The organism is Flavobacterium sp. RHBU_24 (genome assembly GCF_046613695.1).
Lineage (GTDB): Bacteria > Bacteroidota > Bacteroidia > Flavobacteriales > Flavobacteriaceae > Flavobacterium.
On record NZ_JBKJHD010000009.1, the window covers coordinates 31,869 to 48,293 of the forward strand.

The 16,425-nt window shown below is 45.0% G+C and carries 16 protein-coding genes; 11 read left to right on the forward strand and 5 right to left on the reverse strand.

What is annotated here, in order from left to right; genetic code table 11:
• Positions 1-29 precede the first annotated feature (29 nt).
• A complete protein-coding gene (locus ACLI09_RS10450) occupies positions 30-917 on the reverse strand; it encodes a GLPGLI family protein (protein WP_411419566.1) in 888 nt (295 codons plus the stop codon).
• 344 nt (positions 918-1,261) lie between these two features.
• Here ACLI09_RS10450 and ACLI09_RS10455 point away from each other — a divergent pair, with 344 nt between their 5' ends.
• Positions 1,262-1,843: a tRNA-(ms[2]io[6]A)-hydroxylase gene (locus ACLI09_RS10455; RefSeq protein ID WP_411419567.1), complete on the forward strand. Its 582-nt coding sequence runs from the start codon at positions 1,262-1,264 to the stop codon at positions 1,841-1,843.
• A gap of 113 nt (positions 1,844-1,956) precedes the next feature.
• Here the strand turns inward: ACLI09_RS10455 and ACLI09_RS10460 are convergent, their stop codons facing one another.
• Positions 1,957-4,653, reverse strand: a complete 2,697-nt coding sequence (locus ACLI09_RS10460) for a hypothetical protein (RefSeq protein ID WP_411419568.1) — start codon at positions 4,651-4,653, stop codon at positions 1,957-1,959.
• Positions 4,653-4,865, reverse strand: coding sequence for a hypothetical protein (locus ACLI09_RS10465; protein WP_411419569.1), 213 nt, complete (start codon positions 4,863-4,865; stop codon positions 4,653-4,655). The genes ACLI09_RS10460 and ACLI09_RS10465 overlap by 1 nt, the downstream gene beginning before the upstream one ends.
• Before the next feature lie 232 nt (positions 4,866-5,097).
• On the opposite strand from ACLI09_RS10465, the gene ACLI09_RS10470 reads away from it, so the two are divergent.
• The 6 genes from ACLI09_RS10470 to ACLI09_RS10495 all read left to right on the forward strand — a co-directional run bounded on the left by ACLI09_RS10470 (position 5,098) and on the right by ACLI09_RS10495 (position 11,082).
• Positions 5,098-5,601 (forward strand): DUF6702 family protein, encoded by a 504-nt coding sequence (locus ACLI09_RS10470; protein ID WP_411419570.1) that lies wholly within the window; start codon positions 5,098-5,100, stop codon positions 5,599-5,601.
• Positions 5,602-5,604: 3 nt separating this feature from the next.
• Positions 5,605-7,863: a M1 family metallopeptidase gene (locus ACLI09_RS10475; protein WP_411419571.1), complete on the forward strand. Its 2,259-nt coding sequence runs from the start codon at positions 5,605-5,607 to the stop codon at positions 7,861-7,863.
• Between the two features lie 128 nt (positions 7,864-7,991).
• A complete protein-coding gene (locus ACLI09_RS10480; protein WP_411419572.1) occupies positions 7,992-9,011 on the forward strand; it encodes a T9SS type A sorting domain-containing protein in 1,020 nt (339 codons plus the stop codon).
• 27 nt (positions 9,012-9,038) lie between these two features.
• Positions 9,039-10,052 carry a T9SS type A sorting domain-containing protein gene (locus tag ACLI09_RS10485; protein WP_411419573.1) on the forward strand — a complete coding sequence of 338 codons (1,014 nt, stop codon included), beginning with the start codon at positions 9,039-9,041 and terminating at the stop codon, positions 10,050-10,052.
• A 118-nt stretch (positions 10,053-10,170) separates the two neighbouring features.
• A complete protein-coding gene (locus ACLI09_RS10490) occupies positions 10,171-10,470 on the forward strand; it encodes a twin-arginine translocase TatA/TatE family subunit (protein WP_411419574.1) in 300 nt (99 codons plus the stop codon).
• Positions 10,471-11,082, forward strand: a complete 612-nt coding sequence (locus ACLI09_RS10495) for a phosphatase PAP2 family protein (RefSeq protein ID WP_411419575.1) — start codon at positions 10,471-10,473, stop codon at positions 11,080-11,082.
• On the opposite strand, the gene ACLI09_RS10500 is transcribed toward ACLI09_RS10495, so the two are convergent.
• Positions 11,041-11,682: an O-methyltransferase gene (locus ACLI09_RS10500; protein WP_411419576.1), complete on the reverse strand. Its 642-nt coding sequence runs from the start codon at positions 11,680-11,682 to the stop codon at positions 11,041-11,043. The genes ACLI09_RS10495 and ACLI09_RS10500 overlap by 42 nt on opposite strands.
• Before the next feature lie 203 nt (positions 11,683-11,885).
• Between ACLI09_RS10500 and ACLI09_RS10505 the strand changes: the two genes are divergently transcribed.
• The 3 genes from ACLI09_RS10505 to ACLI09_RS10515 all read left to right on the forward strand — a co-directional run bounded on the left by ACLI09_RS10505 (position 11,886) and on the right by ACLI09_RS10515 (position 14,371).
• Positions 11,886-12,068, forward strand: a complete 183-nt coding sequence (locus ACLI09_RS10505) for a hypothetical protein (protein WP_411419577.1) — start codon at positions 11,886-11,888, stop codon at positions 12,066-12,068.
• A gap of 142 nt (positions 12,069-12,210) precedes the next feature.
• On the forward strand, positions 12,211-13,263 hold the full coding sequence (rlmN, locus tag ACLI09_RS10510) for a 23S rRNA (adenine(2503)-C(2))-methyltransferase RlmN (RefSeq protein WP_411419578.1): 1,053 nt from the start codon (positions 12,211-12,213) through the stop codon (positions 13,261-13,263).
• A gap of 130 nt (positions 13,264-13,393) precedes the next feature.
• A complete protein-coding gene (locus tag ACLI09_RS10515; RefSeq protein ID WP_411419579.1) occupies positions 13,394-14,371 on the forward strand; it encodes a polyprenyl synthetase family protein in 978 nt (325 codons plus the stop codon).
• Positions 14,372-14,443: 72 nt separating this feature from the next.
• Here ACLI09_RS10515 and ACLI09_RS10520 read toward each other — a convergent pair whose 3' ends face one another.
• Positions 14,444-14,830, reverse strand: a complete 387-nt coding sequence (locus tag ACLI09_RS10520) for an SPOR domain-containing protein (RefSeq protein WP_411419580.1) — start codon at positions 14,828-14,830, stop codon at positions 14,444-14,446.
• Between the two features lie 214 nt (positions 14,831-15,044).
• Here ACLI09_RS10520 and ACLI09_RS10525 point away from each other — a divergent pair, with 214 nt between their 5' ends.
• The gene (locus ACLI09_RS10525) at positions 15,045-16,397 is read left to right on the forward strand and encodes a cytochrome c3 family protein (RefSeq protein ID WP_411419581.1); all 1,353 of its coding nucleotides are present in this window, start codon (positions 15,045-15,047) and stop codon (positions 16,395-16,397) included.
• Positions 16,398-16,425: the final 28 nt, after the last annotated feature.

Sequence of the window (16,425 nt, forward strand, 5' to 3'; positions counted from 1 at the left end):
TATTGTAATAAGGTTTATGGTATGTGGCTTTAATTCATGCGGGGTGGCCTGCCGCCTCCGGGTCCGCCGCCCATCTGGCGCATTTCTTCGGCTTTTTTAGCTACGATGTCAGTATATTCGGCCTGGGTAACTTTCTTGCCTTTGGTTGGTTTTTTAATTTCGGCTTTCTCTTTCGGGTTCATTACTATTTTACTGCACAGCAGGGTAGTGGTGCCATCGTTTACGCCCAGTATAAGGCCGGGCAGCCCCCAGTAATTTGCCGGGCCGGTACTTACCGGGATATCCGGAGTATACCACGCGGTTATTTCTTTTGTTTCGGGTATTTCCATCCGGTCCATAAAATTGGTAGATTTTGCGGCATCGGTTTTATCAGCCTCTTTACCCGCCTCATTGTTTTTAGGCGCTTCCTTCCTGATGCGCATATTCCTGAAATCGCTTTTATCGGTAGGTACCACTGCTGTGGCCTTGTAGCAGGTGTAGTCGCCTATCTTTTTGGTCTCAGTGGTCATTTTCCATTGCAGCTTAGGCAGCGTATCATCAATAAGGAATTCTTTGCCAAACACTTCCTTCTCGGTTGCAAAGCGTTTTTCCTTAATGCTCTTCCAGTGCTTACCGCCGCCGCCCATCATGTTCATCATCATGCGCATGCCGCCTTCCTGCCCCGGGGCATCCAGCTTTTCTTCCTCAAGCCAGGTGCTTTCGGTACGGTTAAAGGTAAGTATAATGGTTTTTTCAAGGGCTTTTTTTACACGCTCCTTTATCTGTTTTTCCATTTCGGGGGTAATGTCGCGGTTGCCCGCCATACCGCCAAAATCCGGCGGGGTAGTTTTAGACTCGTATGTGGCAACGCCCTGAAAATCCTGCGCGTGCAAGCCCAGTGATAAAAGCGCTACAAATAAAACGGCTATTTTTTTCATAAACGAATAAGTTTTGATATAAGACTATAAACAAGTGTTTTGGTTACACCAATTTTTATAAAATTATAAGCCAAAGTAATACATTAGTGCTTAAGCGGTAGTAAAAAACAGGTAAACAGGGCTTTTTTGCTTGTGAACGGATGGAAGTTTCACTTGAGGCGCAAAGAATACACCAAAGACTCACAGAGGATAAAAACAGTCCATTACAAGCTCCGTGTAATAAACCGGAAGAGAGGGATACCTTCATAAATGCTCAAAATCCGCGGGCATCCGCTTAAATCCGTGTCATCCGCGTTCCTTTTTTGCAACAGAATTCGCTATTTTTACCGCAATAATTTTTCATCATGCTTGGATTAAAACTCCTTACTGACCCCCGCTGGGCCAACATTGCCGAAGGCAACCTCGAAGAAATACTTACTGACCACGCCTGGTGCGAGCAGAAGGCCGCGGCCAATGCGCTGTATATTATTACCAATAATTCCGAGCATATAGAGCTGGTGCAAAAAATGGCCGAGATAGCCATTGAGGAGATGGAGCACTTTACTATGGTGGTCGATATCATCAAGCAGCGGGGCTACACGCTGGGCCGTGAAAAGCGCGACGATTATGTAGGCCAACTGGCTAAGTTTGCCAAAAAGAACTGCAGCCGTATGGAGGCGTTTATCGACCGGATGCTCTTTGCCGCCATGATAGAGGCAAGGAGCTGCGAGCGTTTCAGGGTGCTTTCAAAAAATATTAAGGATGCCGAACTGGCTAAGTTTTACCACGACCTTATGGTAAGCGAGGCCACGCACTATACCACGTTTTTAGGCTTTGCCCGCAAGTATGGCGAAGGTATTGATGTGGACAAACGCTGGGCCGAATGGCTGGAGTTTGAAGGGGAACTGATACAGAGCTATGGGAAGACGGGGGCAGTGCACGGGTAGGGGGGAGTATTGCTACTTCTGTTTTAGCGAACGGTTAATATGCTACCACAACCTGTTAAAAACAGCAAAGCAGCCAAAAGGCTGCTTTGCTCAAGTATTAAAATCATATTGGCTTAGGCCCTGATTTTGGCTGCCTGATCCTTGCTTACTAAATCGTCGAATCTTGCCAGGAGGGCATTATACTGCGTAGTGAGCGTAACAAGCTGGGTTTGCACCGCCTCTGCTTCAGCCTGTGCATAGGTGGCACCGGGAGCGGTAGTGCCCTGGGTAACCGCTACAGGATTATTAGCAGTATTTAGTGCAGCCGATTGAAGCATAGGTGTGTATTCCTGAACTTCTGCATCGTAGACGGATACACCTGTAGTAGCCGTAAATGCGGTGGATAAGGTAAATGTGGTACTTGCTCCACTTCCGATTTTCTCTTTTATAAATGTACCTTCAGGTATTCCAGTTCCCCTTATCCTGTCTCCAACTTGCCACGCATCCGGGGTGCTCAAGGTAATAGTAGTTGTACCGGTTATGCCAGTTATTGTTGTAGGAGCGTGATACCTGCGCCAGCCTACCATGGCTATCCTGTACGAAGGAAGTGGTTGGCCTGTATTTGTTGCTGTTGTTACAGCTACAGCAAAGGCATCAGGCACGTTTCTAAGCGTTGCCTTAAAAGTTACTTCGTCAAATGCTTCAACACAACCCATGATATTTCTGCCTGACGAAAATGTTCTTTCTCCGGTAAAATCTTCATACTTGATAGCGGTGGTTCTACACATTATTTGGGTATACAGTTTAAGTTTCCCTACCCAGTTAGAATCCAGTTGTATGATGGCTCTTGTAATACCGTCTCCATCATCATCTAAGGGAATCATGATTATCTCGGTTATTTGATAGTAATTATTGCTTGGAATTAATGAAAATTCTGGAGCATTTGCAATCAAAAGCTTATCTTGGTCTTTACTTACAATCATTTGCCCATTTACAAGATGAGCCCTGTTGTTAATGTCACTACTACTTACTCCATTTAATATAGAGGGCGTTAAATATTTTGACATCTGAGTTGTTCCATTAGATACAAGTGCGCCGGATTGTAATTTGGTATCGCTAAAAAAGCAATTGTCAATAATGGTATTATATGCATTATTAGATGAAACTACCGGTTCGCCGTTTAAGCCGGTAAGTTTACAATTTCTCAGTGTTAAAGTTGCTGCTTGATTTAAATATGCCCGGAAACACTCGGTTTGAAGCGTACAGCCCACAAGTTCCAGGTTTCCATAACACGTAATCTGGAAATCTACAGACCCTCTGTGGTCGCCAAAGTTTATACGACTGTCTTCTATTTTGGCGGTGTTGTTGGCATTTGCAGATTGTGTTCCCACCCAGCCGATACCGCCAATGCTTTCTGCGTGCATACCGGTAATGTGTATGGCCTGTTCTCCGCTTTGCCCTTTACTGTTAAAAATGTAATTACCATTAATATTAACGCCATATATCCTGGGGATGTTTCCATTTTGCGTTCCATAGGTGACAGAATCAAAACAGTATTTACATGAACCAACAGAACCTGCATACCAATATAAGTTCCTGTTTTGGGCATCGCAGGACGCTATGCCTGATTTGGCACCATCTACCCTGCAATCCATCCAGGTTATCTCTGAGCCAAGTTGCCATTTTGGATAGCCACTTGGAGAAATCAAGAAACCTACAACAAAATCTTCAACAGCAACAAATTCAAATTTTGTTCCTGATGTTGCATTAGCATTTGGGATATAATAATAATCTTCAAATCCCGGATAACGCTCCTCAGTTGATAAAATATGTTCCGCGTCCGGAAGTGAAAAAAAAGGGTCAATCACTATTCCTGCGTACGGACTGTATCTGCTATCCCTAACCCTATCCCACACAAACACCATAGTTTCATATCGTGTAGTAGAAACAGGTTGTTCGGTAGAGACCGGATTGTAGCCAAAAACCTGTATGTTTGTAAGGTGTATGTTCCTTCCGTTTTGTATACCTATGGCAAATGTTTTCATTTGTGGCAACATTTGTGCTACACCGTCTACCACTACTTCACCTATGTGCCGGGCAATAATCCGCGTACTCCTGTAATAGGTGTCTGTAGTGGCCCCTGTGCCATGCCATGTAAGCGATATATAATCTTTAGCATATTCAGTTCCATCAAAATCCGGCATTATTAACAAAGGCGCATCAACACAATATCTGCCGGCTCTTGTCCGCATAATAGCATTTGTATTTTTGCAGGAATCTATACATTTTTGTAAAAAGGGATGCTGATCAGGTGAGTCAGGGACAACGCGGGGATTAAAATTGGTCAAAATAGGGACAGTGCCAAACGCGTCAGACCACACTTCCTGATTGCCTGCAAAATAAACATTTCCTTCTCCATACACCAGCCTTTGAGATTTTGTATCAATCTCAGAATTGATTGTTAGTATTGCACCTGCCGAAACATTAAACCCGCCATCAGGCTCTATTAAAAATTTAATTTCAGCAGGTATATCCAGGTTTGTAGTGATTTCTATTTGTTTATCAAGTATTATAGTACCCTGTGTGTTTAAGTGTATAATATCACTGCACAATTTTTCAAGCCTGCCTCGGGTCGGTTCTTTCAGTTCGCTTACCCGCCTGCCCACAACAGGCAGCCGGTAATAGCCTATGCTGTCTCTGTTATAAAGCCCTCCGCACCAATCGTCAATCATTGGAGCATCGTTATAATACGTATCGGTGTAAATTCGGGTAACTAAATCGCCGGTAGTGCCAAAATAGTTTGGCTTTGCTGTGGTTAAGTCTATTGCCATTAGTGTAATGCTTCTCTATAAGTTATACAATTGCAACTTGCTTCTTCAAAACTGCCGTCTGCCTGTGCTACCACTATTGTAGTATGGCCGTTAATTACAGCAGTTGCAACCGCTCCCGGTTCGCCTGTATCTGCAATATCTACTGTTGGGGGAATAAATGAAAGTGTAACGCTAAGTTCGCCCACTTCCAAATTGTTTAAATAGTTTTCCATATTGGTTGATTTTAAAATTTCATACACATATCCCGAAAATATAAAGATGGGATCACTCTTAAAAATAGGCACCTCCGCACATACCGCACCTTTCATTAAATCAGTACTTACCATTAAAACCGGTGCGTAAGGAACCTTACGAATTTAGTAAAAAAAATCTTGCTTTTAAGGAAAATTTCCTTGAATAAGTGTATAAAATTGCTGTCAATATTTTTTATTATCTTAGCCCACTATGAAAAAGTTATATCACACGCTGTTACTCCTCATTTTTGCGGGCCTGCTCTCATCAGCAGGTGTGCACAAGTATTACGTGGCGGTTTTTCAGATGGAGCATAAGCCCCAGAAGAAAACCATACAGGTAACCGGGCGCATTTTTATAGACGACCTTGAGAAAGCCCTAAACGCTAAGTATGGCAAAACCTTTTACCTTGCCACCGCTAAAGAGCTCCCCGAAACCACCGCTACCATAAAGCAATACCTGCTGGATAAGGTAACCGTAACCGTAAATGGCAAGGCCGCGCCGCTTACTTTTCTGGCAAAAGAAGTGGATGATGATATACTGGTGTGTTACCTTACCGTGCCGGCGCCTAAAAAAGTCACCTCTATTGAAGTGCGCAATACCGTGCTGCAGGACATGTTCCACGAGCAGCAAAACATGATAAATACCAGAGTAAACAACGAGCGCAAAAGCCTGCTCCTAACCCGTGATACGCCTTCAGGCACCGTAACTTTTTAACGTATGAAAAGAGTATTTTATACCCTAACCGTGCTGGCAACCCTCACCACCGCCGCCCAGGACAAGCCCGCCACACCCCGTGAGTCCGGCCACAAAGACCGCAACAGCTTCAACCAGATGTACGACCTTTTGGCTACGCCCAATATGTTCCGCACCGCAAGCGGGGCGCCGGGCCCGGCCTATTACCAACAGCAGGCCGATTATAAAATGGACATAGAGCTTGACGATAAGAATACTAAACTTTACGGTACCGAGACCATTACCTATACCAATAACGCACCCGAGGCTTTGGAGTACCTTTGGATTCAACTGGACCAGAACGAAAACGCCGCCGACTCGCCCTCTAAACTCATAGAGAACCAAAATATGGACCCTGCCTATACCGCCCAGGGCTTTGTGCGCCGCTATGCCGAAAAGGAATTTGACGGCGGGTTTAAGCTGGAGTACGTTAAGGATGCAGCGGGCAAGCCCATGAAATATACCGTAAACCAGACCATGATGCGCATCGACCTGCCTGTGCCGCTTAAGCACGGCGAAAAGGTATCGTTCAGCATTAAATGGTGGTACAATATTAACAATTACCAGGTTGTTGGCGGCCGCAGCGGCTATGAGCATTTTGATGCGGATAACAACAACCTCTACGTTATCGCGCAGTTTTACCCGCGTATGGCGGTGTATAATGATGTAGAGGGCTGGCAGAACATGCAGTTTTGGGGCGCGGGTGAGTTTGCCCTTACCTTTGGCAACTTCGAGGTAAACATTACCACCCCGGCAGACCACGTGCTGGATGGTACGGGCGTACTGCAAAACCGCAAAGACGTGTTTACGCCCGAACAGCTAAGGCGCTGGGAACTGGCTGCAAAAACCTACGACAAGCCTGTGGTTATCGTTACCCAGGAAGAAGCTACCGCTGCCGAAAAAAACTTCAGTACCAAAAAGAAAACCTGGAAATTAAAGGCCGATAACGTGCGCGACTTTGCGTTTAGCTCTTCGCGTAAGTTTATATACGACGCTATGGCGGTAAAGCTAAACGACAAGAGCGTTATGGCCATTTCGCTGTACCCTAAGGAGGCTAACCCGCTATGGGGTGACAGCAGCACCCGCCTGGTGGCGCATACGCTAAAAACTTACAGTAAATATACGTTTGATTACCCGTACCCGAAGGCCATATCGGTTTCGGCGGCAGACCAGGGCATGGAGTACCCCATGATATGCTGGAACTTTGGCCGCCCTGACGAAAAAGGCTTTGTAAGCGACCCCATTAAATGGGGCAATGCCGGGGTAATCATACACGAGGTGGGGCATAACTTTTTCCCCATGATTGTTAACTCTGATGAGCGCCAGTGGACCTGGATGGACGAGGGGCTAAACAGCTTTTTAGAGTACCTTGCAGAGCAGGAGTGGGATGCTAACTTTCCCTCACGCCGTGGCCCTGCCGATAAAATAGTGCCTTACATGAGCGGCGACCAGAAATTCCTGGAACCGATAATGACAAATTCTGAAAGCATCCACCAGTTTGGCAACAACGCTTACGCCAAGCCTGCCGCGGGGCTTAACATGCTGCGCGAGGTCATTATGGGGCACGAGCTTTTTGACCATGCCTTTAAAACCTACGCTAACCGCTGGAAGTTTAAGCACCCCACGCCGGAGGATTTTTTCCGAACCATGGAAGATGCCTCTGCGGTAGACCTTGACTGGTTCTGGAGGGGATGGTTTTACAGTACTGATTATGTAGACCTTTCGATAAAAGAGGTAAAGCAGTATTATGTTACCGATGTAAAACCGGAAGGCCTTAAGGAAGTAAACATCCGCAAAGGGCGCTTTGGTAAAGAAACCGGGCCGTTTGTATATATGGCGCCCGATAGCCCCGATGCCAATAAAGCCGATAAAAAAGCCTTTAACCGTGCTGAAGTAAAAATGCTTAAGGAGTATATTGACGGGAAATTTACCCCTGAAGAAAAGGCGGCGTTACGCGAGCCGAAGTTCTTTTATGAAGTCACCTTTGAAAAGCTGGGCGGCCTGCCCATGCCGGTTATAGCGCAGCTAACGTATGAAGACGGCACCACCGAAACTCAGACGTTTCCGGTGCAAATATGGCGTAAAGAAAACACCACGGCAAAACGCGTGATAGCCACCGGCAAAAAAGTAACTAAAATGAGGCTGGACCCTAAGCTGCTTACCGCTGATATTGATGTAGAGAATAACATGTGGCCCCCTATAGCCGGCCCGGACAAATTCGACCAGTTAAAGGACAAAAAATAGGCGTTCACCGCTTTTTAGGTAAAATACAGTTAAACCCTGGTTTATTTAGCAATACGTCAGGGTTTTGTTGTTATTTTTAAATTATAACTGATGTATTTTTTTATATTTTTGGAAAAAAACCATCGGCTATGGAAGCAGTATTACGTTACGCACTTTTATTGGGCTTTGTTACAGTTTCGGCGCAAACCGTAGATAATTTTTATACGCCAGGTAACAGCCCTGAAATTGGCGGCCCGGCCTACGTTATAGCCACACCTGAAACCGATCTTAATGAGGACGTTTCCGGCGAAAGCATTACTTGGGATTTTACAAACCTTTCCGATGCCGGCCAATCTGAAACTACCACACAAAGCCCTACTAACAACCAGCTTGCTAATTTTCCGGGAACAAGCCTTGTAGTGCAAACCAATGGTAACTTTTACGGTAACGATAATGTGGTAAACCGTTTCTTTTTAAACAGTAACAGCATTACCGGTATCAAAATTGGCAATGTAACGCTGAGTTATAACACGGATAACGCTTTTTTGGGCAACTTCCCGCTAAATTACGGCTACACCTTTACCGATGCTGTTGCGGGCACTTTTCAGGGCATGGGCTATACCGGCACCTTTACAGGAACGGCCACCACCTCGGTTGATGCCTATGGCACCTTAACCACAAACCTGGGCAATGCAGGTATGGGTTTTAGCAATGTACCCGTTACAAGGCTAAAAATCACACAGGACCTGGTGCTAATTTACAACGGCGTACCAGCAGGTACGCTTACCCAAACCATGTACCATTATTATTCAGGCGAACCTTTTGTAACATATCCCCTTGTAAGGAGCATCGCTTCACACCTTAATGTACCCGCACTTGAATTAGATTATAATGCCGATTCATTTGAGGTGTATAACGTGGGGCTGCTGGGTACAATTACAAATACTAAAGAAAAAATAAGCATTGCACCAAACCCCGTGGGCGATGTATTGCATTTTACCAACGCCGGTACTATTACCGCAGTAACCGTTACCGACGCTTCGGGCAGGGAGGTGCTAAAAAGCAATCCGGGTAACGATATCGCTACGGCCGGCCTTAACACGGGTATTTACCTTGTTACTTTACAGGATGCATCGGGCACCAGTACTTTAAAAATGGTCAAACAATAAATATTTAAATCTGCTTAAACTATCACAATGAAAAAAACACTACTATCAGCATTTTTGCTTGCGGCTGTAGGCATGTCGGCACAAACGGTAAACACTTTTTACACTATTTCTGCAAACACCTACGAGTACCAGCTTGCCGAAAGTGCCACACTGCTTGATGAAAGTGCCTCTGGCGAAAATGTAACCTGGAATTTTAGCGGCCTTACAGCGGCCGGATACTCGTCTACCGCTACAATCGCGTCTACCGATGGGCAGGAAGCCGAATTCCCTACAACAAATACGGTGGTAGAAACCAGCGGCGATTTTACTACTACCGAGTTTTTCCTGAATAACGCTCAAGATGGGGGTACGTTTTTAACGGCTGCCAGCTCAAATGGTATCATGCTGGATTATGCGGCAAACAATGCTTTTTTAGGAATATTCCCTAAGGCGTATGGCGCGGCGGCTGTTGCCGATCCCATATCGGGTTCATTTACTTATGTTACAGAAGAAGACACGTATAATGGCACCTTCTCCGGTACCTGCACCACTTCGGTAGACGGCTACGGCACCCTTACAACAAATGTGGGCACTACCCCGGCCGGAACCCCGGTTACCCGCCTTAAAATTGTGCAGGTACTTAACATTGTATACACCGGTTTCCCCGTAGGTACCGTTACCCAGACCATGTACAGCTATTATGCAGCCGCCCCGGCTGACGCCCCTGTGTTCCGCACGCTTACCATGGTAATGAACCTGCCGCTTTTAGGCCTTAATAACGAGACCACACAATCTATAGAAAGCTATTACGACCCTCTCATGGCTACTACCAATCCTTTTGAGGTAAATAAAATTGCCATAGCCCCAAACCCGGTAGCCGATGTGCTGCACTTTACAGGAAATGCCCAAGTTACTAAGGTAGTAGTTACCGATGCAGCCGGAAGGCAGGTGCTGCAGTCAGCGGCGAATGACGTTAATGTAAGCAGCCTTAGCGCGGGTATTTATTATGTTACCGCACAAACCAGCAAGGGCAACACTACCCTGAAAATTGCAAAACAATAAGCAGCTGTATTATAATTTAAAGGATGGCGCTCCGTTTACTAAAAAAACACTAATTACACATCCGTAAATGTAATATGCACGTATTTATATTTAACTTTGTGTATTAAATTTTACAACTATGTTTGGAATAGGAGGCGGAGAGCTGTTTTTTATCATGATTGTTGTGCTCATGCTTTTTGGCAGCGACAAAGTCCCTGAGATTGCGCGCGGCCTGGGCAAAGGGATGCAGCAGCTTAAAAACGCTACTAACGATATAAAAAGCGAAATCCATAAGAGCGCGGATATAGACGGTATAAAAAAATCGCTTACTGATTTGGGTACGGCTAATGACGATACCTCTAAACAAATACAGGGCGAAATTGAAAAAGTAAAAGAAGACATTGAAGAAATGTCGGGCCCTATAAAACGGATTAAATAGATGCTTGAAAAATTAGGCCAGCTTGACCGCGAACTTTTTATATGGCTAAACAGCCTGGGTTCAGAAACCTGGGACCCGCTTTGGCTCATCATTACAAAACAGGTAAGCTGGATACCCGTTTTTGCAATTATTATCTACCTGGCTTTTAAACGCCTCGGCTGGAAACACGCGCTTATGGTAGTGGGGCTTATAGGCCTTTTAGTTTTAGTTACAGACCAGACTACTAATCTTATAAAAAACTCGGTGCACCGCCTGCGCCCCGGCAGCGACCCTGCCATTGCCAATATTATCCGGGCCATACAAAAGCGCCACTCCTTTAGTTTTATATCGGGGCATGCCAGTAACTCTATGGCCGTTGCCTTTTTTACCTATCGTGTACTGCATCCGTATTTAAAATATATAGGCTTCTTTTTCCTTTGGCCGCTTATATTTGCTTACAGCCGCATTTACCTGGGGCTGCACTATCCGGGCGATATACTGTGTGGCTACTTATTTGGCCTGTTTACCGGGTGGCTTATGGTAAAACTATACACCTTCCTGCGCGATAAATACTTCCCGCAACACGAGCGTTTAGATAACCCTACTAACAGTGAGCCCGTCTCTAATGGGTAAAAGCACGGTTTCTACACGCGGGTCCTCCTTTACCATCTTGTTGTAATCCAGCAGTACCTTTGTGCTTTTGTCGTTGTCTTTTACGGGTTCCAGTACTTTTCCGCTCCACAGCACGTTGTCAGAAAGTATAATGCCGCCCTTGTGTATCAGGGGTACAATAAGGTTCCAGTAGTTGGGGTAATTTTGTTTATCGGCATCTATAAACACAAGGTCAAACTTTTTATCCAGCCTGGGTATTATATCCAGCGCGTTGCCCAGGTGCTGCGTTATCCGGCCACCCCAGGGGCTTTTGTCAAAATACTTCCGCTGAAAATCATACAGCTCCTCGTTATTGTCCAGCGTATCCAGCGTGCCGCCTTCCTGTAGCCCTTCGGCCAGGCACAGCGTGGCATAGCCTGTAAAGGTGCCTATCTCTAATATTGCCTTAGGGTGAACCAGCTTGCTCAGCAGGCTCAGCACCCGCCCCTGAAAATGCCCGCTCAGCATGCGCGGCTGCAGTATCTTCTGGTGGGTTTCGCGGTTTAGCGCCTCAAGTAATGCAGGTTCGTTTTCGCTGTGGCTGGCGGCATAGTCTTCAAGTTCTTCAGATATAAAGTGCATGTATTTCTTGATTTTGAAGCAAAGATAATTATTACAGATAAACTTTTTTAAAGGCAGGTAACCCCATAAAAAAATATTCCTAAAACGTTTGCCGGTTTATAATTGGTAAAAATGACTATAAGTATTAAAAAAATAGGGGTTAACCCTGATAATTAAGGAATTAAATGATAATATTGCCACTTCTCAAATGATTACAGGGTGTTATGAAATTTAAAATTACGTTACTTGCCGGTCTTTTAACGTTTGTTGTTTTCCCCCGGGTTACTCAAGGCGACAAGCCCAAAAGGAGGGAACTCCCCATCGTTGAAAAACCGCGCGAAACCGTTTTGCCGGCCCTCTATACATATTCCCTGGCGGAAGAGGATAACGCACTTTTGGTTCAGTGATTATTTTTATAGCCGTAACTGTGTGGCATTATATGCGTATAACAACAGCCCACCGATGAGTGCAAATCTCCAACTGAATATTTCAAATTTCAATCCTTAAATCTTTCAATTCATAAATAACAAAAAAACCTACCTTTGCAGCATGCAAACGGAGAAAAGAGACATAAGGGCGCTTACTAAAGAACAGCTGCGTGCGTTTTTTGAGGCAAATGGCGATAAGGCGTTCCGTGGTAACCAGGTATATGAATGGCTGTGGCAAAAAAATGCCCATAAGTTTGACGATATGACCAATGTGGCCAAAGCTACCCGCCAGATGCTGGAGGATAACTTTGTAATAAACCACATACACGTAGACCAGATGCAGCGCAGTACCGACGGTACCGTAAAAAATGCCGTGCGCCTGCACGACGGCCTGGTGGTAGAAAGCGTACTGATACCTACCGAAACCCGTACCACCGCCTGCGTGAGCAGCCAGGTAGGCTGCAGCCTTGACTGTAACTTTTGTGCAACGGCGCGCCTTAAGCGCATGCGCAACCTTAACCCTGACGAAATATACGACCAGGTGGCTGCCATAGATGCCGAAAGCCGCCTGTACCACAACCGCCCGCTAAGCAATATAGTATTTATGGGCATGGGCGAACCGCTTATGAACTATAATAACGTATTAAAGGCTATTGAAAAGATAACATCTACAGAGGGGCTGGGCATGAGCCCTAAGCGCATTACCGTTTCTACATCGGGTGTGCCCAAAATGATTAAAAAACTGGCGGATGATGAGGTTAAATTTAAGCTTGCGGTATCGCTGCACTCGGCTATAGATGCCGTGCGCAGCAGTATTATGCCCTTTAGTAAAAATTTCCCTCTGGCAGAGTTGCGCGAATCGTTAGAATACTGGTATACCAAAACTAAAAGCCGCGTTACCTATGAGTATGTGGTGTGGAAAGGTATTAACGACCGCAAGGAAGATATAGACGCGCTGGTAAAATTTACCCGCTACGTGCCCTGCAAGGTTAACCTGATAGAATACAATCCTATTGATGATGGCGAATTTCAGCAGGCCGACCCTGAGGCTATAGATGCCTACATCCGCGCATTAGAAAACAGTGGGGTAGTGGCAAAAGTGCGCCGCAGCCGCGGGAAGGATATTGATGCCGCCTGTGGGCAGCTGGCTAATAAGGGCGAGGCGGTGCAGTAATTCAGTGTTCAGTGGCGGCTAAGTAGCCAAGTAGCTCAGCGGCTAAGAAACTTAATACGTGACATAGTTTTTAAACTTAGTGCCCCGGCACCTCAGAAACTAAGCACCTTTTTTTTATCTTTGACGGCGAATGAAAATCACGGAGCAAATAAAGCAGCCCATATCGGCCGAAATGGAACTTTTTGAGAAAAAGTTCCGCGAGTCGATGTCTTCAAAAGTGGCGCTGCTCAACCGCATTACCTATTATATAGTAAACCGCAAGGGCAAGCAAATGCGGCCCATGTTTGTGTTCCTTACCTCAAAAATGATAAGCGGGGGAATGGTAAACGAGCGCACGTACCGCGGCGCTTCGGTTATAGAGCTGATACATACCGCCACACTGGTACACGATGATGTGGTAGACGACTCTAACCGCCGCCGTGGCTTCTTCTCCCTAAACGCCCTCTGGAAAAACAAAATTGCCGTGCTTGTAGGAGATTACCTGCTCAGCAAGGGCCTGTTGCTAAGTATAGACCACGGCGATTTCGACCTGCTGCGCATCATATCAGTAGCCGTGCGCGAAATGAGCGAGGGCGAACTGTTACAGATAGAAAAGGCACGACGCCTTGATATTACCGAAGAAATTTATTTTGAAATCATCCGCCAGAAAACCGCAACCCTTATCGCGGCCTGCTGCTCGCTGGGCGCGGCATCGGTAGACCCCGAAAGTGAAAATGTGGAAAAGATGCGCCGCTTTGGCGAACTTATAGGCATGGCGTTCCAGATAAAAGACGACCTTTTTGACTATACCGATGATGCCATAGGCAAACCTACCGGCATAGATATTAAGGAGCAAAAAATGACGCTGCCGCTTATTTATGCGCTGAATAATTGTGCCAAATCAGAAAAGAAATGGGCTATTAATTCGGTTAAAAACCATAACAAAGATAAAAAACGGGTTAAGGAGGTAATTAACTTTGTTAAAAATAAAGGCGGCCTTAGCTACGCGGAGCAAAAAATGAGCCAGTACCGCGAAGAAGCCCTTATGCTGCTTGCAGGTTATCCCGCATCACAATATAAAGACGCGCTTACGCTGATGGTAAATTATGTTATCGAAAGGAAAATATAAACACCTATTATATATATAACGAGTAAGGCTGCCAACTGGCAGCCTTACTCGTTAATAACAGAAAGCGATATGTTATTTATTAGGGCGCACTATAAGTGCATACGGAAATTTTTTACGTATTTCGGCAAGGTTGCGCTCCGCTTCAATTTTCGATTTATAGCTGCCTACTAAAACTTTATAGGTAGGGCTCTCATATATTATTGTAGCATCTACATTCTTATAGTCGCGCCTAAAATCCTGTAGCGATTTGCGTGCGCCGTTGTTGTCTCCATAAAATATCTGCACCTTATATTTGTCGTTAACGGTTATCGAAGCATTAATTTTACGCTTTGCTGCCAGCAATTCGCTAAATTGTTCGTCCTGATTTACCGTTACACTGCTTTGTGCATTAGATTTATATGTAAATAAAATGCTAATAAAAAGTATACTAAAGGCACATTTAAATCTTAAAATTCTCATAATGAACTGGGTTTTATACAAATGTACAACTATTATTTTTACTGGGCTTGCAGGGGTCTATTTAGAATTGGTATAAATTATGCTTTAAGGTTTATTTAAGGTTTGAGAATAATTCTTAAGTCGTATTTTTGTGGGAGTTTTTTAAAAAAGGCTTGTATTTTAACAGATATACCCCTTAAAAACCGTACCAAAATAGTCGTTAATCATTACTAATATGAAAAAAGTGGGTAACCATACTTCAATTTCAAGGATCTTAATGTTCTTTCTGGCGCTCTCGCTAACTTTTTCCACTTCTGCATTTGCTCAGGATAGTGCTGCCCCGGCAGCTCCTGGCGCTATGGCTGCACCGGCAGCCGCCGATGCTGCAGCACCTGCTGCTGCCGGTGCGGGCGATCCGGTTAAAGGGAAAGAACTGTTTAACGCCAACTGTGCCTCATGCCATAAGCTAGATGAAAAGTCTACCGGCCCTGCACTTAGGGGGGTAGCGGCTAAGCACGATACGCAGTGGCTATACGACTGGATACACAACAGTACCGCCATGATAAAATCTGGCGATGCGGCAGCTGTAAAGCTGTATAATGAAAACAATAAGGTTACAATGACCTCGTTTCCACAGCTAAGTACTGCGGATATTGATAACATTATAGCTTATACTTCAGAGCCAAAAGTAGTTGATACGCCTTCGGCTGCAACTGCCACAACAGCTTCAGGCAGTGATAACGGCGGAGTTTCGTCTGTTATTGTATTAGGTGCGCTTATACTTGTTTTAGGTGTGCTTATCGTTATGCTGGTATTGGTAAACAGGACACTTACAAGGGTAGCTAAAAATAATGGCCTTGAAATAGAAAAAGAACCTTCAATATCCGTTTGGAAAGCGTATGTTAAAAACCAGTTCCTTGTTTTGGTAACGGTTATATTATTAATACTTTCAGGCGGCTACATGCTGTATGGCTACTTAATGCAGATAGGTGTAGACCAGGGCTATGAGCCGGTTCAGCCTATTCACTTCTCGCACAAAATACACGCCGGAGACAACGGTATCGACTGTAAATACTGCCACTCTTCTGCAAGGGTTAGCAAGCAGTCGGGCATCCCTTCACTAAATGTATGTATGAACTGCCACAAAAACATCAGTTCATTTGCAGGGGATAAAGATTCAATTTACGACCGCTCTAAAGAATTCTACACGGGTGAGATTGCCAACTTGTATGACGCGGTTGGTTGGGATAATACTACAAAAGCCTATACGGGTGTTCAAAAGCCTGTTAAATGGGTGAGGATACACAACCTGCCTGATTTTGTTTACTTTAACCACTCACAGCACGTTTCGGTTGCGGGTGTGGAGTGCCAGACGTGCCACGGCCCTGTACAAACGTTTGAGGTTATGAAACAGCACGCTCCGCTTACAATGGGCTGGTGTATCAACTGCCACCGTGAAACAAATGTGAAGGTGGAAGGCAACGGCTACTACGCTAAAATCCACGATGAACTTGCTAAAAAGTACGGGGTTCAAAAACTTACTGCTGCCAACATGGGTGGTACTGAGTGTGGTAAATGTCACTATTAATCAATTTCTAAGAAGCTAATATCTATAT